The following is a 21,857-nucleotide window of genomic DNA, read 5'->3' as shown; positions in this document are numbered from 1 at the left end:
AAAGATACATCGGAACTATGAAAAAACATTTTGTAATTAACTTATTTCTAATTTTATTAATAACATATTCTTGCATTGGACAAAATGATAGCAAGTTTTCAATTAATGGAAAAACTAAAGATTTAGATAATGGAACAATCTTATTATTACAAAATCCATTATCAAACAAATTCATTGATTCAGTAAAAGTGACAGAAAATACTTTTGTTCTCAATACTCAACTTACTGATTTTCCTGCACAACTAATTCTTTGGAGAGATAGCTCTACTGCAAAAATATTATGGGTAGAAAACAAAAACATGACTTTTGACTCTAGTACTTCAAGTTTTGACAATGCAGTTATCACTGGTTCAATTACAGACAGTTTAGCCACATCATTAAAGAATAAATTTAAAGAACTAAAATCCTATGAAGAAATAGTTTTATACGAGTTAGAATTCATCAAAAACAATCCAAATAATATCTTAAGTGCTCATAATTTATCAATTATGGCAAAAGTATTTGGGCAAGAAGAATCTTCAAAGCTATTTAATAAATTTTCTATTCAAAATAAACAATCAGAATATGGAAAAATGGTCTCTGATTTTTTAGACTTGCAAATTTCTAAAACACCTCAAATAGGCGAAAAATACATTGACTTTTCAATGGATAATGAAAAGGGAGAACCAAAAAAATTATCTGAAATTAATGCAAAATATATTCTTATTGAATTTTGGGCGTCTTGGTGTATTCCTTGTCGCGAAGAAAATCCAGAATTAATCAGAGTTTACAATAAATTTAAAACATCTGATTTTGAAATTTTTGCAGTTTCTTTAGATGAGAATAAAGAAAATTGGATTAAAGCTATTGAAAAAGACAACTTGAACTGGAAACATGTAAGTGATTTAAAAGGAAGAAATAATAAAGCCTCTCTTATTTATGCTGTAAACAGTATTCCAGATAATATTCTTATTGATAAAAACGGAGTTATAATTGCAAGAAATTTGAGAAGTGATAAATTAGACAAATTTTTGTCTGAATCATTACTGAGTAAAACCAATACAATTAAAATAACGGATAGTGGAAAACATGTCCGAATCAGTGATTCAATAATTTGGAAAGACGAAAAAGGTAATATATTGACTAATTTAGAAGCTAAAGAATTACTTAAAAGTGGAAATTATATTCCTGATTTTGATGAGAAAAAGAATATTGGAGTACTAAAAAAGAGGATTTGAAATGATTTTTAGAATTTTAATAAAAGCCAGCAGGTAACAAAGAACTGAGTTAAAAAAACAAGCAATTTTAAGCTAATCTTGAAACAATGTTTTGATCATAAAGCAAACCACTTTTGCAATAGTGAAAACTTGTCTTATTTACTCGTGAAATCCTGCAGACTCAACTCTAGTTCGTTTTCTTTTACTAACTTAGTTCCAGTCAACGCAACTAATCATAATGTATATGAGAAAAATCACGCTAAATAGACCAAAAGAAAGTTTTAACAAAAACTACTCGTATGAAATTTTAATTGGAGACCATACTCTGACTGAATTGAATAATGGAGAAGAAAAAACTGTTGAAATACCAACTGAAAGTGAGAACCAAACTTTGAAAGCTAAAATTCAGTGGTGTGGAAGTGAAGAAATTGAATTGCAGAACATAAAAGAAAACGAAAAAATAATTGTTATTGGAAATAAATTTCTAAATAGAAAAATGCCATTAATTGGAGCAATGCTTACCATAATAGCACTTATGATTTTAAACCTAAAAATTGTCTCAAAAAATATTGGAATTGGATTTTTTATAATTTTCCTAATTGTAATTTTTGGAACAATAACAGTTTGGAGGAATAAATGGCTGAATATTAAAACGGAATAAAACTCGTATTACAACACCGTGAATAATTAATTGCTTGTTTTAGCTTAATTACCAACATTACTCACGGAATATTCTATCTGTGATTTATTTCCTGAATTAGGTGCTCAAACACGCTACTAACCAAACACAAACCGGTGAGCAATGCGAAAAAAACCACGAATGAAATTAAAAAACCAACTATTTTTTATTGGACTTATAGGGATTTTGGCAATGTCCTGCCAATCCAATAAAACAAAACAACTCGAAAAATCTGAATTTTATACTGATTCTATTTTTAGCGAAAATTTAGCCGAATATAGAAAGTACAATGTTTATTTACCAAAAGGGTTCGATACCGCAAAACAATATCCAATTATTTATGCTACTGATGGAAGTAAATCAACAGAAAAAAACTTTTATAAATTAGTATTGGATTCGCTAATTGAAAATAAAATAATAAAACCAACTATTTACATTGGTAGTCACTCAAATAGTAAAATTGCAGACAGTAGTGGCACATTGGGAAACGGAGACACAATGTATTTAGCATACAGATATTTTGAATACCTAAATCAATATTATGCTGATACTCATAACCCAGAACTCGCTAACAGGTTTAAAAACCATATGAAATACTTTAACGACGAATTGATACCTTCTGTAGAAAATAAATTCAATCAAAAACTAACTAAAGAAGATAGATATTTTTATGGTGTTTCTAATGGTGCAGGTTTTGGATTAAGTTTATTAAATAATCATCCAAACACTATTGGAACTTACCTTTGTTTTTCAACATTTGGTGGAGATATTCAAACCAACACTTGGAAATCCAATGTTGATTACCCCAAACTGTATATGGAATATGGAAGCGAAGAACCGTTTTTTCTAAAAGAAGATGCCCTATTCTTAAAATCAAAATACGACGAACTAAATCTATTTGCAAAATTTAATGAATATAACGGTGGACACGATTATAAAATATGGAATGAAAAATTTACAGAAATAATTAGTAAGGTATTAGCAACCGAATAAAGTACTGCTCAAGACAACTTATATAGCTCATATATAGTTATTTTCTTAACCGAAAATATATTTACAATTTACACGCTACGAGCCATATACAAAATCGTTGTATCCAGCTTAACAAAACAATACACAAAGTGGAATTTATTAAACAGACAGAACTATCAAAAACTGAGAAAAAAGAAATTCTCAATTTGTGGAATAATGAATATCCTGAAAAACTGAATTATAAAACGCTAGCGGAATTTGAAAAATATATCGAAAACTTAACAGAACAATCTCATATTTTAATGTTAAATGAAAATCAAAAAATTAAAGGTTGGTACTTTGATTTTATTCGTGAAAATGAAAAATGGTTTGCGATAATTTTTGATTCAAATTTTCACGGAAAAGGATATGGAACAAAAATTCTTAATCTTGCAAAAGAAAAAGAATCTAAATTAAATGGTTGGGTAATTGACAATAACAATGACAAAAAGAAAAATGGACAGTTTTATAAATCACCTTTGAATTTTTATTTAAAAAATGGATTTGAAAAATCAACCAAAAACAGGTTAGAACTTGAGAATATATCCGCTGTAAAAATAAAATGGGCAAAATAAAAACGGGCTATAACACCGTATATAATTAATTGCTTGTTTAGTTTACTTACAAACATTTCTGCGGAATTTCTTATTCGTCATTTATTTGCTAAATTAGTTGCTTAACCTTGCAACTAATTTAGCAAACACTGTAAGCCTGAAATGAAAAATCTTTTAAAATATATAGAATTAAGAATTTCTTTAACTCATGAAGACAGAGATTTAATTAAAAACCATTTTGTTGTAGAAGAAATTGAGGCACAAACCAATCTCTTAATAGCCGGAAAAACAGAAAGATACATTTATTTTTTAAGTAACGGTATTGTAAAAGGCTACAAAAACATAAATGGAAAACTAATCATGGAACACCTTGTTGACGAACAAAACTTTTTTTCTTCTATTGAAAGTTTTATGAGTGAAACACCTTCATTAGATTATTTTGAAACGGTTACCAATTGCAAAATTCTAAAAATTTCTAAACCAGATTTAGAAATTTTAAAAAGCTATTCAGCGACATGGAAAATACTAATTGAAATCATAACTAATGAGCATTTAAATTGTAAAATGGAAAGAGTTAGAGATTTTCAAACACTTTCTGCTAAAGAACGTTATTTAAAATTCATAAAAGAAACCCCAAATTTAGCCTTACATGTTTCCGTAGAAAATATAGCATCCTTTTTAGGTATGGAACCACAATCATTAAGTCGCATTCGAAAACAAATCACTTTCTAACAATTGTTATTTTTAATTCTCCAAAAACTATAGAAATTTGCTCAAAAGAAGTTATAAATGAGCAAACAAATATCATTAGTCACAGGAGCAAACGGTCATCTAGGTAATAATTTAGTAAGACTACTACTTTCTAAAGATCAAAAAGTAAGAGCCTCTGTAAGGAACTTAAAAAATCAACAACCTTTTAAAGGATTGAATTGTGACATCGTTCACGCAGATATTACAGATCGAGCATCCCTTAGAAAAGCCTTTAAAAATGTTACAAATTTATATGCTGTAGGAGCAAATTTTAGCATGTGGGCAAAAAACCCAAAAGTAGATATCTATGATAATAATGTTCAAGGCACACAAAATGTCTTTGATATTGCGAAAGAATGTGATATTAAAAATATTGTTTTTGTAAGTTCTGTAGCATCACTAGATTTTACAAAATTACCAGCAAATGTTGATAATGGTTACAATAAAGACCGAAGAAATTGGTATTATAATTCTAAAAACGATTCTGATAAACTCGCTTTAGAATTAGGAGAAAAATATGGAATTAGAACTGTTTTGGTTTTGCCTTCTGCAATGATTGGCAGAGATGCTCATAAATTAAGTTATTCTAACAACTTAGTTTACCAAATAATTAATGGCGAAATCCCTGTTGACACGAACATAACACTCAATTGGATAGATGTTAAAGATGTCGCATTGGGATGTTACAATGCTATGCAAAAAGGAAAAAATGCCGAACGTTACATATTAGCAAATGAACAACATACGTCTATGCAGGACAGTGTAAAAATAGCAGCTCAGAAATTCCCGGAACTAGGATTAAAAACACCAAAAAAAGTACCTAAATCTTTATTATATGCTGTTGCAGGCTTAATGGAACTCGCAAGTAAATTAACTGGAAAAGAACCTCAATTACAAAGACATTATCTAGATATGTTTTACGGATTAAAACAAGATTATGATATAGCTAAATCCAGAAAAGAAATAGATTTTAGTCCAAAATCATCAAAACAAGCTTTGATTGAAGCAATGAACTATTTAAAAAAAGATTGGAATTAAGAAAACAATATAAAATAGCACAATTATGAAACATCTATTTTCGTTAATACTGATTACTCATAAAATCCTATTACAAAAAATAAGGTAAATAGATTAATGAAATTATAGTCATACACGCAAGTGCTGCAAAAGTTACTGCACCTGCAGCTATATCCTTTATAAAACCAATACGCTCATGATGATCTGGGTGCACAAAATCTGCTAATTTTTCTACAGCTGTGTTTAAGCCTTCAATTCCTAACACTAAAGCCATAGCAAGTGTTTGATTTATCCAATCTTGCTTAGAAATATCAAAATAAAAACCCAATATCACAATCATAGAAAACAAACTTGTTTGTAACATGACGCTATGCTCTGTAGTAATTAATAAATAACAACCTTTAATTGCAAATTTTAAGCTTTTAAGTCGTCCTACAATAAAATCTTTCATAGAAGTACATTTATTTTTTTGCTTTAATGTATACTTTTTACTATTTAATCCTTCTTAGAAGTTTCAATAATTAAATATTCAAATCATATATCTAATAGCATGATTAAACATACTAGAAACATTTTACAAATAAACTAAATTTATATAGAACTCATCTTTACTTTTTTGTTTTAAACTAAAAAGTAAAACTGAGTTCATATCAAAAAAGTCTTTATAAATGTGTCATTTTTAATTATTGACTAATACTGAAGCACTTATAAAATAGATTAATTGCCTTGAAATCTTTAATTTTAAGCTTCCACTAAAATTCAACGCTAAAATGAATCAATACAAATCAGTTTTAAAGCAAATTACAAATTCAAAAATAGGCTCTATAATCATACTCTCTATAATCCTGTTGAATTGCGCCAACACACCTCAATATAACGATCCCATTCCTGAGCATGATAATTTTAACATAGAGTCTCAAGGTGTTGATGAAACACGAGTGATTAATGTTTGGACACCTCCAAATTATAAAACTAGTACAGATGCTTTTCCTGTGTTGTACATGCCAGATGGTGGTATAAAAGAAGATTTTCCGCATATTGCAAATACGCTTGCTAAGCTTATTGAAAGTAAATCTATTCCCCCTTTTATTCTCGTCGGAATTGAAAATACCGAAAGAGGTCGCGATCTATCTGGACCTTCTCAAGTTGAGGCAGATGGAGAATATTGTCCATTGACTGATGGTGCAAAAAATTTCAGAAGATTTATCACAGATGAGTTAATGCCAAGAATCAATAAAGACTATAGAACAACAACTAGAAAAGGCATTATTGGCGAATCATTAGCAGGACTTTTTGTTACAGAAACATTTTTAATTGCACCAGAAACCTTTGATTTTTATATTGCTATAGATCCTTCAATTTGGTGGAATGATCATTATCTAGAAAAAAACGCAAAGACCTATTTATCAAAATTTCCAGACAAAAACATCAAGTATTGGTTTGCAGGATCTGATGCTAAAGACATTTTTACACACACAAAAAACTTAGAAAAAACCTTAAAGGAAAATGCTCCTGCTCAATTGGCTTGGAAATATTCTGATGAACCAGACGAGCAACACAACACTATTTTTCGTGCAACAAAAGAAAAAGCGTTGATTTGGGCTTTAAATCCCGTAGAATAAAATAGAAATAAATTTTAAGCAATTGTTTTGCTCCATGTCTTAAATGAAGAAGACGAAAGGAGTTTAACATTTAAAATTTCCGAAGAAAAAGAAGTGAAAAATTACCTAAGAAAAGATTCTAACCAACAACTCCTTGAGTAAATCACCTTGAGGTACTGAGTTAGAATTCACACCTTTACTACGTACATCAAATTCACGCAAAGTAGAAATCACCTGACTCACTTTTCGCATCGGGTAATTATGCGCAGCAGTCACATATTCATTAACAAAATACGGATTGATTTTTAATGCAGAAGCAACGTTTCTAGGATTTTTATCATTTAAACCATGATAATGCAAGAGTTGTGAAAAGAAACTAAACAGCAACGAAACTGTCATTACCATTGGGTTATCCTTAGGATTGTCTGCAAAATATTTAACAATTTTAAAAGCCTTTAGCGTATCACCTGCTCCAATAGCTTTTCGCAATTCAAAATTATTGTAATCTTTACTAATCCCAATATGTTGTTCTATATGTTCTGCGGAAATTTGAGTCCCTTCGGGTAATACAATTTTAAGCTTTTCTAGTTCGTTATTAATTTTACTTAAGTCTGTACCTAGAAATTCAACGAGCATTTGAGATGCTTTTGGAGAAATGGTATAATTTTGACCAGCCAACACACGACGAATCCAGTCTGAAACTTGATTTTCGTACAATTTCTTGCTTTCAAAAACAACGCCTTCCTTCTTTTTAATTGCCTTGTAAAGTGCTTTACGCTTATCTATCTTTTTATACTTGTAATTTATTACCAAAACCGTTGATGGTTGAGGATTTAAAGCATAATCTGCCAGTTTTTCAATTGTACGAGATAAATCTTGAGCTTCTTTTACAATCACCACTTGACGTTCAGCCATCATTGGGTAACGCTTAGCATTACCAACAATATCATCTATAGTCACATCGCGACCATACAACACCATTTGGTTGAAGCCTTTCTCTTCTTCGGCAAGAATATTTTTTTCAATATAATTTGAAATAGCATCAATATAATAAGGCTCCTCTCCCATTAAAAAATAAATGGGTTTGATGATTCCTTTCTTTATATCTGCTACAATTTGTTTTACGTCGTCCAAGCTTACAATTCCAAATTATTAAATTCCAAATTCCAAAAAATAAATTGCTTTTTGGTTTTCAGTTGTAGAAGCCTAACTTTGAATAAAATCTGAATTAATCTTGATGCAAGAATTAAATTTTCCAAAGTTCAATTTCCGTTTCAAAAGTAACGAAAATAAAGTTTCTATTTTTGATGAGATTCGTAAAAAATTCATCGTTTTACAACCCGAAGAATGGGTACGTCAACATTGCGTTCAGTATTTAATTCAGTATAAAAAGTATCCTAAATCTTTAATCAACGTAGAAAAAGAACTCAAGGTTAACGGGTTAACAAAACGCTACGATATCGTGGTTTTCAATCCTGACGGAAGTATTCATCTCATCGTTGAGTGTAAATCACACAAAATAAAAATTGACCAAACCACCTTTGATCAAATTGCGCGCTATAACTTAGCACTTAATGCTACCTATTTAATGGTCACAAACGGAATTAATCATTATTATTGTATGATGGATTTTGAAAAGGAACGTTATGAGTTTTTGAAAGATGTGCCTGATTATTCTTGATTTTCTAGCAAAGGTTCGAAGTCGCAAAGCGAAATATGTTAAATTTGTTGAAGCATCTAAAATTTAAAGTTTAAAACTAATTACTTTATACTTAATACTGAAACTAGCCATCATCATACTAAACTGGAACGGACAAGAATTACTAGAAAAATTCTTACCATCTGTCACGCAATATTCTGAAGGTGCAGAGATATATGTGGCAGACAATGCTTCTACAGATGATTCTATTGATTTTGTACAAAGCCAATTTCCGAAGGTAAAAATCATTAAAAACACAACAAATGGAGGTTATGCCAAAGGTTATAACCACGCATTAAAACACGTTGATGCAGATGTATTTTGCTTATTAAATAGCGATATTGAAGTCACTCCAAACTGGCTCAATTCTATTATTAAAGAATTTGAGACTAACACGAGTACAGACATTATACAACCAAAAATTTTAGACTACAAAAATAAATCACACTTTGAATATGCAGGTGCTGCTGGCGGATTTATAGACAAATACGGTTACGCATACTGCAGAGGTAGAATTTTTGATACCATAGAAAAAGATGATGGTCAATATAATGACACCTCATCAATTTTCTGGGCCTCTGGTGCTTGCTTTTTTATCAAGAAATCTACTTTTGAAACACTCAACGGTTTTGATGAAAGCTATTTTGCTCACTTTGAGGAAATTGATTTATGCTGGAGAGCTTTCAATGCTGGATTTAATACCAAATATGTTGGTACATCAACCGTTTATCATGTTGGAGGTGCTACTTTAAATGCTATAAATCCTAAAAAAACTTATCTCAATTTTAGAAACAGTTTATTTACGCTTACTAAAAATGCAGATGGTTTTCTCTTCGGAATCTTAGTCATTCGACTCATTCTCGACGGAATTGCAGGATTAAAATTCCTTTACAGTTTAAAGTTCACTCACTTTATAGCTATTCTAAAAGCGCATTTCAGTTTTTATGTGAATTTACCTAGACTTTTAAAGGAACGAAAACAACTTCCGAAGAAAAAAACCTACTACCAAATTACCTCTATTGTTTGGTCTTATTACATACGAAATCGTTGTAATTACTAATTGTTAGCAAATGTGTTAAAATTTTAGTTAAATAGGCTAAAAGGAACTGTTCTTTTCTCTAATTTTGGTATGTTCTAAGAAACGAACAAATAAAAATTTATAACTAATTTTTTAAAAACTATTATGAAAAAATTAATGCTATTAAGTGTTGTAGGAATGTTGATTTTGACTTCTTGTGTATCTAAGAAGGAATTTATGGCACTAGAAACAAAACATAAAGCAACTCAAGATTTATTGAATTCTGCAACTGTAAAATTAAACAAGTGTTTATCTGATGAAGCTGCATCTGCTGCTCGTTTAGAAGAATTAAAGAATCGTTTAGCAGATATGAAATCTTCAAATCAAGCTTTAATTGAGAATACTAAAGACATGACTGTCTTAACAACTCAAGGTGCTAAAAATGTAGAAAAATCATTAGAAAGCTTAAAGGAAAAAGATCTTAAAATTTCACGTTTACAAGATGCTTTATCTAAAAAGGACAGTGTAACATTAGCATTAGTAACTAGCTTGAAAAAGGCAGTTGGTATTGATGATCCAGATATTGAAATTAACGTAGAAAAAGGTGTTGTATTTATTTCTATCGCAGATAAATTATTATTTCAATCTGGAAGCTACAATGTAACTACTAAAGCAAAAGATGTATTAGCTAAAGTGGCTAAAGTGATCAAAAGCAAACCAGATTTTGAAGCGATGATAGAAGGTCATACAGATAGTCGATCTTACAGCAAAGGTGTACTTATTGACAACTGGGATTTAAGTGTTAAACGTTCTACTTCTATTATTCGTGTATTGCAAGAGTTGGGAGTTAATCCTGGTCAATTAATTGCAGCTGGACGAAGTAGCTATGTACCTTTAGCAGATAATGATACTGCAGAGAACAGAGCAAAAAATAGACGTACTCGTGTTGTTGTATTACCAAAAATTGATCAGTTCTACGAAATGATTGAAGAAGAAATGAAAAACTTATCTGCTGAGAAGTAGTAGGTATTTAATAGATAATAAAAAAGCTCAATCGAAAGATTGGGCTTTTTTATTATGCTTTATAACAACCTTAAAAAATCTCCAAACTCCCTTTCCCTTCTCTAATAACCACTGGCTCTTCTTCAGACAAATCAATAACCGTAGACGCTTCATTACCACCATAACCAGCATCAATCACAATATCGACAAGATTATTCCATTTCTCGAGAATGAGTTCTGGATCTGTAGTGTATTCTACAACAAAATCCTCATCACGTATAGAAGTTGATACTAATGGATTACCAAGTTGCTTTACAATTTCTATAGTTATAGCATTATCTGGCACACGAATTCCAACTGTTTTTCGTTTTTTAAAAGGGTTGGGTAAATTCTTAGATCCTGGAAGAATAAATGTATATGGACCTGGAAGTGCACGTTTTAAAATTTTAAACGTTGCTGTATCAATCTGCTTCACATAATCACTAAGATTACTTAAATCCTCACAAATAAAGGAGAAATTAGACTTTTCTAACTTAACGCCTTTAATTCTTGCGATTTTTTCTAGTGCCTTAATATTAGTGATATCGCAACCCAAACCATAAACGGTATCTGTTGGATAAATCACTAATCCGCCACGTTTTAGTACGTCAACGACTTTCTTGATTTCCTTAGGGTTAGGATTCTCTTCATAAATTTTTATCAATTGTGCCATAATATTGTACCTTACAATTACGTTTAAAAGTAATTAATTATTTTATTATGAAGACATTTAAAATCACTTTCCTATTACTTTTTATTTCCTTCGGAATTGTGTCATGCTCAAGTGATGATTCTCAAGATAGTACACCTCTAGAATTTCGTCAAGAATTAAATGTATCCTACGGAACTGATAGTGATCAAGTCTTTGATATCTATCTACCAGCAAACCGAACTTTAGACACTAAAGTCTTAATTTTAGTTCATGGAGGTGGATGGACTTCTGGTGATAAAGCAGATATGAATCCTTTAAAAGATCTCAGTCTTCAAGACTTACCAAATATTGCAATTGTGAATATAAATTATAGACTTGCAGATTCAGACAATCAACCTTACCCAATGCAAATAGATGATATTACAACTATTGTCAACTTACTTAAAACAAATCAAAATGACTATGTAATTTCTAATGATATTGGGTTTTTAGGAACTAGCGCTGGAGCACATTTATCAATGCTTTGGAGTTATGCATTTGACACAAACGATGATGTAAAAATGGTTGCAAGTATTGTAGGACCTGCTAATTTTACAGATCCTGCATATTTAGAAAACGAAGATCCTTTACTTCAGGAGATCATTGACACTTTTGGAATTGATACATCAACAGCCTATTTAGAAGAGATAAGTCCGTATCACCAAGCAACGACAACTTCTCCTCCAACGATATTGTTTTATGGTGGTCAAGACCCATTGATTCCAACAAGTCAAGGTGTGGATATGGATTTAAAATTATCTGAGCTAGGTGTAACTCATCAGTTCACACTCTATCCAAATGCTGGTCATGGTTGGGTTGGATTAGAATTGTTGGATACCTGGACGAAGTTGAAGGCGTTTACTCAAACACATTTAGAGTAAAAAAGTGTAACATTACTCATGGTTTTGTAGTCTATTAAGTATGCGGAATCTATTTACATTCTTCTTTTTTGCAATTATAGCATCTTCACATGGATTTTCTAAATCAAATCCAGGGCCTATTACGTTTCCTAAAGCTGAAATTTTAAGTGAACACACAACGAGAATTCCATTCAAACTTATTGATAATCTTATCGTTATTGAAGCAGAACTTTTAAATCAAAAGGGTAATTTTATAATTGATACAGGATCTGAAACACTCATACTCAACAAAGTTCATTTTAAAACTCGACAAAACGATTATAGTAATTCAAGAGAAGCTTCTGGAGTTATTGATTTTATTGACAATCCCTTAGAAAAACGTTTACGAGAATTTATTATAAAGGATATTACTATTGAAAACAAAAAATCTGATGTCATTGATTTATCTCATATTGAAACGAGTAAAAAAATTCACCTTTTAGGTATTATCGGTTATGATATTTTAAAAGACTACGAAGTTTTTATTGACATGTATTTAAATCAAATCACCTTGTCTCGAGTGAATTATGAAGGTCAAAAATTAGATCCAAGACAATATCTAGAAAAAATCATTGATACGGTAAATTTCAAATTAAAAAAACACACCATTGTTTTAGAAGTATCTGTCAATGATGAATTATTAAAATTTGGCTTAGATACAGCTGCCGAATACAACCAACTTAACAAAAGAACCAATAAAAAAGTATTGAAATACTTCTTTCCATCAAAACGTTTGATGCTTGTTGGAGCTAGCGGGAAAAAGATTGAAGTTATGGCAGGAAAATTGTATCGTGTTAAACTAAGTGATAGAATTTATTTTGCACCTATGACGACATTGCTCACAAACCTTAATCAAATGAATGAAGCCTTTGGTACCTCACTAGATGGTATTTTGGGTTATGAATTCTTTAGACAACAGCGTACCATTATTAATTATAAAAAAGAAAAGCTTTACTTTGTAGAGTTCCCTTTAAACAAACAGTGAAATCCATAGTTAAACATATCATTATTTTACTAATTGCTTTTGCAACATGGACGTCTTTTGCTCAAAATGACAAAGGATATCGGTTTGATGGCAATTACGTAGTGTTTACATTTAGCAAGTTTGATTACGAACAATTTACTAAGGACAATTCTAATGACGATATCAAATTTGAAGACTTAAACATAGATAATGTTGTTGTTGCTGGTGAGTTCAATAATTGGTCAAAATATGATTGGAAGATGCTCAAAGTTGATGATAATACTTATGAACTTAGAAAACACATCAATGATTTTAGAGATGAATTCACTTGGGAATTCAAATTTATTGTCAATAATCAATATTGGGCAGAACCATCTGAGTTAGACCCAAATATTAAATTATCTGATATAAAAAGAAGTAACCTCAATGTCTATAACTTAAAAATGGACACTAAAGCTGCAATTCCTAATAATAAAGGCAATGTAACTTTTAGATTAAGAGGTTATGATGATGCTAATAAAATCATCGTTGCTGGATCTTTTAATAGATGGGATGAGCACGATTTAAGAATGCACAAAATTGATAATGGTTGGGAATTAAAATTAAACATCAAACCTGGAGAATACGAATATAAATTTATTGTTGATGGTAATTGGATGGTCGATCCTTCTAACCCATCTAAAGTCCTTAATGAATTTGGCCACTACAACTCATTAATAAACGTTGGTAAATACGTTACTTTTTTACTCAAAGGTCATAGTGATGCTCATCGTGTTATTTTAGCTGGCTCATTCAACGATTGGAATGAAGATGATATAGAAATGGAGAAAGTAGAAAACAATTATTGGAAACTTCGCCTACCCTTACCTGCTGGAAAACATTATTACAAATTTATTATCGACGGAAATTGGATACTAGATCCTGATAATCCTATTAAAGAATATGATGGTAAAGGGAATATTAACTCTGTTTTTATGGTGAAGTAATTAACATAAATTATTTAACTTGCCTATAGAAATGTAATTTCTATTCAGTTATTCTTTTTTTTAAATCCATTCGTTCGTGTAAAATTCTCGTTATCTCAACATAGTTTTCATTCGTAATTCGATAGAAAATGATATGTCGATTGACTTTCATGCCAAGTAAATCATGAGTAATTCCATCATAGTTTATTCCTAAATATGAATTATCTGCAATTACTTGGCAGTTTAAAATAAGCGATTCATAATAAATATCAGCTTGCTTTTCTGACCAAGTATCAAATGTATAATACCAAATATTCGATAAATCCTCAACTGCCTTATTGGTCAGCTTAAATTTAGACATTCGTATGTTTTTTTGTTTTTAAAGATTTAAGGTGTGCTTTAGGATCAAAGTCATGAGCTATTCCGCTATCGATACCATCCTGAATTGCATATCTCAATGCAATCACTTTACTTTCTTCTTCTTCTAAGAGCCTCAATCCTGCTCTTATAACTTCACTAACATTTTTAAAACGCCCTTCTTTTATTCGACTTTGAACGAATTCGTCAAAATAATTCCCTAACGATATTGATGTGTTTTTATTCATTTTGATAGGATTTATATCAAATATACCAAAAATTGGTATAAATACAAATTTTTAAATTTTGTAACTATTTTGAGATATATCTACCAACATTATCGTTAGTTTTAAAAAAGATTGTTAGTCAAAAACACCAATAAAGGCAAACTTTTTATTACGCCTGAATAAACTTTGCGAGATAAAATTTCCGATGAAAAAAAATTAACCTAAAACATCCAACTTAGCAAATCGCAACAACAACTTCTTAACACCTCCAACTTCAAAATTAATTTCAGCCTTAACATCTGCACCTTTGCCTTCTATATTTAGAACTTCACCTTTTCCGAAGCGACTATGCTCAACAAAGTTACCAACGACCAAAGTACCATCAAAAAGATTAGTCTTGTCTGGAACACTTGATTTTGCTACTCGTTTCAAGTTTTTAGGCGCTACAAATTTTGGAGGCTTATTGCTTTCAGATCTACGTTTGATAGGTTTTTGAAACCGAATACGATCTGGCGCAATATCACCAAAAATATCTGGGCTCAACATCGGGTTTTGTCTAGGATCATTTACAGGTGTAATGACATCTACAAATTGATCATCAATTTCTTCTATAAATCGACTAGGCTCTGCATCAATTAATTTTCCCCAACGGTAACGAGATAAGGTATATGTCAAATACGCCTGTTTTTCTGCTCTGGTCAAAGCCACATAAAACAAACGTCGCTCCTCCTCTAGTTCACTTCGAGTATTCATACTCATAGCACTTGGGAATAAATCCTCTTCCATCCCAACCACAAACACATGAGAAAATTCTAAACCTTTTGCCAAGTGAATCGTCATCATTGCCACATGATTTGGATCGCCTTTATCACCATCTAAATCGGTAGCTAATGCAATATCCTCTAAAAATTCTGATAAAGAATCTCCTACATCTGCAATTTCTATTTGACCTTCTACGAAATCTTTAATACCATTTAAGAGTTCCTCAACGTTTTCTAATCGCACTTGACCTTCTGGAGTTCCGTCCTTATTGACTTCTCTAATTAATCTGCTAGATTTAGTCACATGCTCTGTCAGCTCAAAAGCATTAGCTGTTTGATTCATCACTTGATAACTCTCAATAAGTGTGACAAAATCTCTCAGCTTATTTTTAGTACCCTTGTTTATATTTATATCAATTTGATCAATATGTTGAAGTACTTCAAAAATCGTTTTTCCGAAGCCATTAGCAGCAACAACCAAACGATCAATAGTGGTTTGACCAATACCTCTCGCAGGATAATTAATCACACGTTTTAATGCTTCTTCATCTGCAGGATTCAAAATTAATCGTAAATACGCAGTAACATCTTTAATCTCTTTACGTTGGTAAAATGACAATCCACCATAAATTTGATAAGGAATATCACGTTTACGAAGCGCATCTTCAATAGCTCTAGATTGTGCATTGGTTCTATATAAAACAGCAAAATCACTATTAGGCATTTGATGATTCATTTTGTTTTGCATAATGGTACTGGCAACAAAACGACCTTCATCACCATCAGTAAGTGATCGGTTGACTTTTACTTTTTCACCTTCAACATTTGCGGTCCAAACAATTTTATCGAGTTTAGTTTTGTTATGTTCAATTACAGAATTTGCTGCACCTACGATATTTTTTGTTGAACGGTAATTCTGTTCTAATCGATACACTTTGACATCGTCGTAATCCTTCTGGAAATTCAAAATGTTGTTGATATTCGCACCACGAAAGGCATAAATACTCTGCGCATCATCACCAACAACACAGATATTCTGAAAACGGTCAGATAAAGCCCTAACGATTAAATACTGCGAATGATTCGTATCCTGATACTCATCAACCAATATATATCTAAACTTATTTTGATATTGCGCTAACACATTTGGAAAACGTGTTAGTAATTCATTAGTACGTAGGAGTAAATCATCAAAATCCATCGCACCTGCTTTAAAACAACGATCTACATAATTTTTATAGATTTCGCCCATTCTAGGTCGTCTTGCAGCAGTATCTGCTTCAATCAACTCTGAGTTTTTCAAGTAAGCTTTTACGGTAACTAAATTATTTTTATAAGACGAAATACGACTATAAACCTGCTTGGTTTTATAGATATCCTTATCCAAGCCCATTTCTTTAATAATTGAGCCCATGAGTTTTTGCGAATCTTGGGTGTCGTAAATTGTAAAATTGCTTGGAAACCCTAAATGATGGCCTTCAAAACGCAAAATCTTAGCAAAAACCGAGTGAAAAGTTCCCATCCACAGGTTTTTTGCTTCACCATCTCCAACGATATCTGCAATTCTGCCTTTCATTTCTTTGGCTGCCTTGTTGGTAAACGTTAATGCTAAAATATTAAACGAATCAACACCTTTACTCATCAAGTACGCAATGCGATAAGTTAATACTCTCGTTTTACCAGATCCTGCGCCTGCAATAATTATCATAGGTCCATCTACTTGAACCGTTGGTGCATATTGTGCTTCGTTTAATTGACTTAAATACTTCTCCAAATTCTTCGTTTTTTATCAAACGTGAAATTAACCAAAAGCCCTGTTTTTATTAAACGTTTTTATGAATAATTATAAACAATTCTCTCTAAAAACAGAGTTTGCGTTTTTTTGAATACCTTTAAGGTTAATCCTAACATTCATAAAATGCGTTATCTCATTATTTTATCTATTTTCTTCGGAAGTTTAACAACATTCTCACAAAATGATCTTGAAAAAGATATTATAGATATCGAATCAAAAGTCATTGAATGGCGTCGACATTTTCATGAAAACCCAGAATTATCCAATCAGGAATTTAAAACAGCCGAAAAAATTGCTACTCATCTAAAATCCTTAGGGTTAGAAGTACAAACTGGAGTTGCTCATACTGGAGTCGTTGGTATTTTAAAAGGTGATTTACCAGGAAAGGTTGTGGCTTTAAGAGCAGACATTGATGCACTTCCAGTGACCGAACGTAATGACTTACCCTTCAAAAGCACAGTAGAAACCGAATTCTTAGGAACAAAGACTGGTGTTATGCATGCTTGTGGTCACGACACACATACCGCAATTTTAATGGGAGTTGCAGAGGTGTTATCAAAACATAAAGATAAAATTAAAGGTACTGTGAAATTCATTTTTCAACCAGCAGAAGAAGGTCCACCTCCAGGAGAAGAAGGTGGCGCAAAATTAATGATTAAAGAAGGTGTTTTAGACAACCCAAAAGTGGATGTGATTTTTGGTTTACACATCAACGCTGGAACTCCTGTTGGCATTTTAAAATATAAAAAAGGAGGAATCATGGCTTCTGTAGAGCGATTTGTGATTAATGTAAAAGGAAAACAAACACATGGTTCTCAACCTTGGTCTGGAGTGGATCCTATCTATATTTCATCAAAAATAATCGATGGATTGCAAAGTATTATTAGTAGAGAAGCCAACTTAACAGATGAAGCTGCAGTTATTACAGTTGGAAAAATAACAGCAGGAACACGATTTAATATCATTCCTGAAACTGCAGAACTCATTGGTACCGTAAGAACTCTAGACCCAGAAATGCGTAAAATGATTGAACGACGAATGAAAGAAATGACAGAGACTATAGCTAAAGCATATGGTGGAGAAGCTACAATTACATTCAGAAATCAAACGTCTATTACTTATAATGATCCTGATTTAACAGATCAAATGCTCCCCTCTTTACAAAAAGTAGCAGGTGTAAAAAATGTTCAGATTATGAAAGCAACTACTGGAGGTGAGGATTTTTCATATTTTCAAGAAGTTGTTCCTGGTATTTATTTCTTTTTAGGAGGCATGACACCTGGAACAGAATCTAAAGGATCATTTCCTCACCATACTCCTGACTTTATGATTGATGAGAGCGGAATGCTACTTGGTATGAGAGCCTTTACACAGTTGACTTTAGATTATTTGAACAATTAGTTCTTCTTCTTACCGTCACCAACCATAGCAGATAATAATCCAGCTTGCGTGTTTTTCCAGACGAAGTTAAAAACCGACTTTGTTTTATCACGTTCTACTGTTTTAGTATCGCTATATCTAAAATTATCTGTTTCGTCTTTACTGCTTTTTGATACAAATAAATTGATTAAACCAGAGAGCAATTTATTTTTCTCTCTACCATTGTCTTGAAGCATCACAATATCAAATTGGTTATAATCTGTTTTTAGATCTATTGTTGACGTATTTGCATTACCATCAATTGTAAAATAGGTTTTGATTAACTCACCTTCAAGTTTTATATTAAGATTTGGTTGCATAAATTGATTGAGGTGCTCTACTTTTAAAAGTCCTAAATCTGCTTTAAAAATGAATCTGTCATTGACATCATTTACATTAAAATTCCAATCGACTTTTAGAGGTGTCGCTTTCATGAAATTTGAAGAAATACTAATAGTTGTTTCTTCTGCATCTTCTTTCATGTTTGAAACATTTTTAATTGACGCTTCTAAATTTGAAAACTCTAATTTACCAGCTTTTTTGTCTGCTTTAACTTTTTCCTCGTAGGTTATTTGTCCGTTTTTGACAACAACTTCACTTAAATCTAAACCAAAACTAAGCTCCCTTAACATTTTACTATACAATGATTTATGCTTCAAATCATCATTCACCAACTTATCTCTATAAACATCAAGATTAAGAGCGTCTATAATTACATTATTAGCATTAAATAATACTGGAGCATCATTCTTAAATTCAAGGTTTTGATTTTTTATTTCTACGGAAGCAATGCTTAAATCAAAATGGTCGCGCTCAGTTTTTAAATGTTTTGATAGCTCTTCTTTTAAATATTTAGTTTTCAATTCAAGGCCTAAAAACTTTGAATCTGTTGGATTAATTTCGATAGATTCAATAAACAAATCATCAAATTCATTCAACCGATATTTTATTTTTTCTGAAGCAATCAATACATCCTCAAATGTAAATGGCAATTTTGATGCCCGAGAAGCGCTTGAAACAATAGATGATAATTGAAGGTTTAAATTTTCCGTAGAAAATAATAAAGAATCGTTTTGAACATCAAATACTTCAATTTCTGCTTGATCGATTTTGAAAGTCTTGATAGTAAAGGTTTTATTAGGTTCACTATTCAAAAATGAATCATAGCTCTTACCTTCTACTTTCTTATTGTGATAATAAGTGATTTTGGGTTGAGATAATTGCACGAGTTCTAAATCAATATTGTCATTTCTATAAAAATCCCAATATCCAAAATCTTTAATTTTAATAGACTTGAAAGCTATTTGAGCATTTATTTCATCCGTTACCTGACCTTTAATGGTAATTGACGGGTTTTCTAGAGTCATATTTCCGTAGATAATATCAAAATCAGCATCGTCGTATTGCAAATTTATATGACTAGGAAGATTATTAACGTAAGTTTCAAATTTATTGTCAACCAAATACTTAACCGTAAAAAGACCTATGAGCGCCAAAACAAACACCACAATAAATATTAATCCTATTTTTTTTCTTTTCAAACCCATTTTTATAAAGATAAAGAATGATTACTTTTATGTCGATGAAATTTAAACATCTTTAACACACTAATTAAACGCAATGGATATATTTATTAACGCTATCACATCAATGTCATGGTGGATGTGGATTCTCATAATATTGGTTATTATTGCCATGAGGGATATCATTCAACGAAGACACACTATTAGCCACAACTTCCCTATTGTTGGCCATTTTAGATATATGCTAGAAAAAATTGGTCCAGAATTAAGACAATATCTAGTCGCAAATAACAGAGAAGAACTACCTTTTAATCGTATAGAACGTGGATGGGTGTATGCATCTTCAAAAAACGAAAACAATTACGAAGGTTTTGGGACAGATAGAGATATTTATGCACATCAACACATATTCATTAACAATGCAATGATGCCTTATCAAATTGATGAAAATCACCCAAATAGTATTGATCATTGTTTTTTGCCTTGTGCTAAAGTGATAGGAGCATTTCATAAACGTAAAAAACCATATCGTCCAGCATCTGTTATTAACGTATCTGCAATGAGTTTTGGGTCTTTATCTGCAAAAGCTGTAGAATCTATGAATAAAGGTGTAAAAATGGCTCATGCTTACCACAATACTGGAGAAGGCGGACTATCTCCATATCATCGAAATGGTGGTGATGTTATTTTCCATTTTGGTACAGGATATTTTGGTGTTCGTGCTAATGATGGCGGTTTTTCTATGGAAAAATTAATAAATCTCGTTGAAGAAAATCCTTTTATACGTGCCATAGAAGTAAAGCTTTCTCAAGGAGCAAAACCAGGAAAAGGTGGCGTTTTACCAGGAGCTAAAATCACTCCTGAAATAGCTGAAATTAGAGGTGTAGAAGTTGGTAAAGATGTACTTTCTCCTCCAAACCATAAGGCATTTAGCAATGTACCAGATATGGTAGATTTCATTGAGAAAATCGCTGAAGCCACTGGCTTACCTGTTGGTATTAAAGCTGCTATTGGCAAATTAGAACAATGGGAAGAACTTGCTGATATTATGGTAGCTACAGGAAAAGGTCCAGATTTTATTACCGTTGATGGTGGTGAAGGAGGAACAGGAGCTGCTCCTCCAAGTTTTGCAGACCACGTATCCCTACCTTGGGTTTACGGATTTGGAGATTTATATAAATTATTTAAAAACAAAGGCCTTTCTGAACGAATCGTATTTATTGGTAGTGGTAAGTTAGGTTTTCCTGCAAAAGCTGCAATGGCCTTTGCTATGGGTGCAGATGTTATTAATGTAGCTCGTGAAGCAATGATGAGTATTGGCTGCATCCAAGCGCAAGTTTGCCATACCAACAAATGCCCTAGTGGTGTTGCGACACAAAGCAAATGGTTGCAAAATGGTATTGATCCCACGCTCAAATCTGTAAGGCTTGCTCAATACTTTAAAACTTTTAGAAAAGAATTTATCGAAATCACTCATGCTGCAGGTTATGAGCATCCTTGTCAGTTTACCATGGATGATATCGAGGTCAATGTAGACGATCACAACTTATCAAAAGAACTTTCAAGCACATACCAATATCACAAAACTAAAGTACCTTTCACCTCTATGCAAGATTTAAAAAATTGTATGCATTTAGGCGGAAACTATTAAACAATAATTTAAAAATAATTAAGTTTACATTTTAAACAC

General features: G+C 31.6%; 22 protein-coding genes. 15 read left to right on the top strand and 7 right to left on the bottom strand.

Features of this window, described 5'->3' with window-relative positions; genetic code table 11:
• The first annotated feature begins 17 nt into the window (after positions 1-17).
• The 6 genes from IM744_RS08410 (at position 18) to IM744_RS08385 (ending at position 5,228) form a co-directional block, all read left to right on the top strand.
• Positions 18-1,217 (top strand): TlpA disulfide reductase family protein, encoded by a 1,200-nt coding sequence (locus IM744_RS08410; RefSeq protein ID WP_194507682.1) that lies wholly within the window; start codon positions 18-20, stop codon positions 1,215-1,217.
• A 223-nt stretch (positions 1,218-1,440) separates the two neighbouring features.
• Positions 1,441-1,857 carry a hypothetical protein gene (locus IM744_RS08405; RefSeq protein ID WP_194507681.1) on the top strand — a complete coding sequence of 139 codons (417 nt, stop codon included), beginning with the start codon at positions 1,441-1,443 and terminating at the stop codon, positions 1,855-1,857.
• Positions 1,858-2,016: 159 nt separating this feature from the next.
• Positions 2,017-2,868 (top strand): alpha/beta hydrolase, encoded by an 852-nt coding sequence (locus tag IM744_RS08400; RefSeq protein WP_194507680.1) that lies wholly within the window; start codon positions 2,017-2,019, stop codon positions 2,866-2,868.
• 128 nt (positions 2,869-2,996) lie between these two features.
• Positions 2,997-3,461 carry a GNAT family N-acetyltransferase gene (locus tag IM744_RS08395; RefSeq protein ID WP_194507679.1) on the top strand — a complete coding sequence of 155 codons (465 nt, stop codon included), beginning with the start codon at positions 2,997-2,999 and terminating at the stop codon, positions 3,459-3,461.
• Positions 3,462-3,602: 141 nt separating this feature from the next.
• Positions 3,603-4,172: a Crp/Fnr family transcriptional regulator gene (locus IM744_RS08390; protein ID WP_194507678.1), complete on the top strand. Its 570-nt coding sequence runs from the start codon at positions 3,603-3,605 to the stop codon at positions 4,170-4,172.
• 57 nt (positions 4,173-4,229) lie between these two features.
• Positions 4,230-5,228, top strand: a complete 999-nt coding sequence (locus tag IM744_RS08385) for an NAD-dependent epimerase/dehydratase family protein (RefSeq protein ID WP_194507677.1) — start codon at positions 4,230-4,232, stop codon at positions 5,226-5,228.
• A 70-nt stretch (positions 5,229-5,298) separates the two neighbouring features.
• Here the strand turns inward: IM744_RS08385 and IM744_RS08380 are convergent, their stop codons facing one another.
• Positions 5,299-5,658: a diacylglycerol kinase gene (locus IM744_RS08380; RefSeq protein WP_194507676.1), complete on the bottom strand. Its 360-nt coding sequence runs from the start codon at positions 5,656-5,658 to the stop codon at positions 5,299-5,301.
• Between the two features lie 319 nt (positions 5,659-5,977).
• On the opposite strand from IM744_RS08380, the gene IM744_RS08375 reads away from it, so the two are divergent.
• Complete coding sequence (locus tag IM744_RS08375; protein WP_194507675.1) at positions 5,978-6,829, top strand: alpha/beta hydrolase; 852 nt, start codon at positions 5,978-5,980, stop codon at positions 6,827-6,829.
• 105 nt (positions 6,830-6,934) lie between these two features.
• On the opposite strand, the gene holA is transcribed toward IM744_RS08375, so the two are convergent.
• Complete coding sequence (gene holA, locus IM744_RS08370) at positions 6,935-7,942, bottom strand: DNA polymerase III subunit delta (protein ID WP_194507674.1); 1,008 nt, start codon at positions 7,940-7,942, stop codon at positions 6,935-6,937.
• A gap of 103 nt (positions 7,943-8,045) precedes the next feature.
• Between holA and IM744_RS08365 the strand changes: the two genes are divergently transcribed.
• The 3 genes from IM744_RS08365 (at position 8,046) to IM744_RS08355 (ending at position 10,548) form a co-directional block, all read left to right on the top strand.
• Positions 8,046-8,489 carry a type I restriction enzyme HsdR N-terminal domain-containing protein gene (locus IM744_RS08365; RefSeq protein WP_194507673.1) on the top strand — a complete coding sequence of 148 codons (444 nt, stop codon included), beginning with the start codon at positions 8,046-8,048 and terminating at the stop codon, positions 8,487-8,489.
• 97 nt (positions 8,490-8,586) lie between these two features.
• A complete protein-coding gene (locus IM744_RS08360) occupies positions 8,587-9,567 on the top strand; it encodes a glycosyltransferase family 2 protein (protein WP_194507960.1) in 981 nt (326 codons plus the stop codon).
• Positions 9,568-9,690: 123 nt separating this feature from the next.
• On the top strand, positions 9,691-10,548 hold the full coding sequence (locus tag IM744_RS08355; RefSeq protein WP_194507672.1) for an OmpA family protein: 858 nt from the start codon (positions 9,691-9,693) through the stop codon (positions 10,546-10,548).
• 70 nt (positions 10,549-10,618) lie between these two features.
• Here IM744_RS08355 and IM744_RS08350 read toward each other — a convergent pair whose 3' ends face one another.
• On the bottom strand, positions 10,619-11,239 hold the full coding sequence (locus IM744_RS08350; protein WP_194507671.1) for an L-threonylcarbamoyladenylate synthase: 621 nt from the start codon (positions 11,237-11,239) through the stop codon (positions 10,619-10,621).
• A gap of 47 nt (positions 11,240-11,286) precedes the next feature.
• Between IM744_RS08350 and IM744_RS08345 the strand changes: the two genes are divergently transcribed.
• The 3 genes from IM744_RS08345 to IM744_RS20840 are packed head-to-tail and all read left to right on the top strand — an operon-like array spanning position 11,287 to position 14,106.
• A complete protein-coding gene (locus IM744_RS08345) occupies positions 11,287-12,138 on the top strand; it encodes an alpha/beta hydrolase (protein WP_194507670.1) in 852 nt (283 codons plus the stop codon).
• 40 nt (positions 12,139-12,178) lie between these two features.
• Positions 12,179-13,141 carry a pepsin/retropepsin-like aspartic protease family protein gene (locus IM744_RS08340; RefSeq protein WP_194507669.1) on the top strand — a complete coding sequence of 321 codons (963 nt, stop codon included), beginning with the start codon at positions 12,179-12,181 and terminating at the stop codon, positions 13,139-13,141.
• Positions 13,138-14,106: a hypothetical protein gene (locus IM744_RS20840; RefSeq protein ID WP_194507668.1), complete on the top strand. Its 969-nt coding sequence runs from the start codon at positions 13,138-13,140 to the stop codon at positions 14,104-14,106. Before IM744_RS08340 ends, IM744_RS20840 begins: the two co-directional genes overlap by 4 nt.
• A gap of 40 nt (positions 14,107-14,146) precedes the next feature.
• Here IM744_RS20840 and IM744_RS08330 read toward each other — a convergent pair whose 3' ends face one another.
• The 3 genes from IM744_RS08330 to IM744_RS08320 form a co-directional block, all read right to left on the bottom strand.
• The gene (locus IM744_RS08330; RefSeq protein ID WP_194507667.1) at positions 14,147-14,446 is read right to left on the bottom strand and encodes a type II toxin-antitoxin system RelE/ParE family toxin; all 300 of its coding nucleotides are present in this window, start codon (positions 14,444-14,446) and stop codon (positions 14,147-14,149) included.
• The gene (locus tag IM744_RS08325) at positions 14,439-14,690 is read right to left on the bottom strand and encodes a type II toxin-antitoxin system ParD family antitoxin (RefSeq protein WP_194507666.1); all 252 of its coding nucleotides are present in this window, start codon (positions 14,688-14,690) and stop codon (positions 14,439-14,441) included. The genes IM744_RS08330 and IM744_RS08325 overlap by 8 nt, the downstream gene beginning before the upstream one ends.
• A 195-nt stretch (positions 14,691-14,885) precedes the next feature.
• A complete protein-coding gene (locus tag IM744_RS08320; RefSeq protein WP_194507665.1) occupies positions 14,886-17,204 on the bottom strand; it encodes an ATP-dependent helicase in 2,319 nt (772 codons plus the stop codon).
• Between the two features lie 144 nt (positions 17,205-17,348).
• Here IM744_RS08320 and IM744_RS08315 point away from each other — a divergent pair, with 144 nt between their 5' ends.
• On the top strand, positions 17,349-18,626 hold the full coding sequence (locus IM744_RS08315) for a M20 family metallopeptidase (protein WP_194507664.1): 1,278 nt from the start codon (positions 17,349-17,351) through the stop codon (positions 18,624-18,626).
• On the opposite strand, the gene IM744_RS08310 is transcribed toward IM744_RS08315, so the two are convergent.
• Positions 18,623-20,185: an AsmA family protein gene (locus tag IM744_RS08310; RefSeq protein WP_194507663.1), complete on the bottom strand. Its 1,563-nt coding sequence runs from the start codon at positions 20,183-20,185 to the stop codon at positions 18,623-18,625. The two genes, IM744_RS08315 and IM744_RS08310, sit on opposite strands and share 4 nt — an antisense overlap.
• Before the next feature lie 79 nt (positions 20,186-20,264).
• Between IM744_RS08310 and IM744_RS08305 the strand changes: the two genes are divergently transcribed.
• Positions 20,265-21,818 (top strand): FMN-binding glutamate synthase family protein, encoded by a 1,554-nt coding sequence (locus IM744_RS08305; RefSeq protein ID WP_194507662.1) that lies wholly within the window; start codon positions 20,265-20,267, stop codon positions 21,816-21,818.
• The last annotated feature ends 39 nt before the right edge of the window (positions 21,819-21,857 follow it).

Source organism: Psychroserpens luteus (assembly GCF_015319355.1).
Classification (GTDB): domain Bacteria; phylum Bacteroidota; class Bacteroidia; order Flavobacteriales; family Flavobacteriaceae; genus Psychroserpens; species Psychroserpens luteus.
This window is presented reverse-complemented; position numbering and strand designations above follow the sequence as displayed.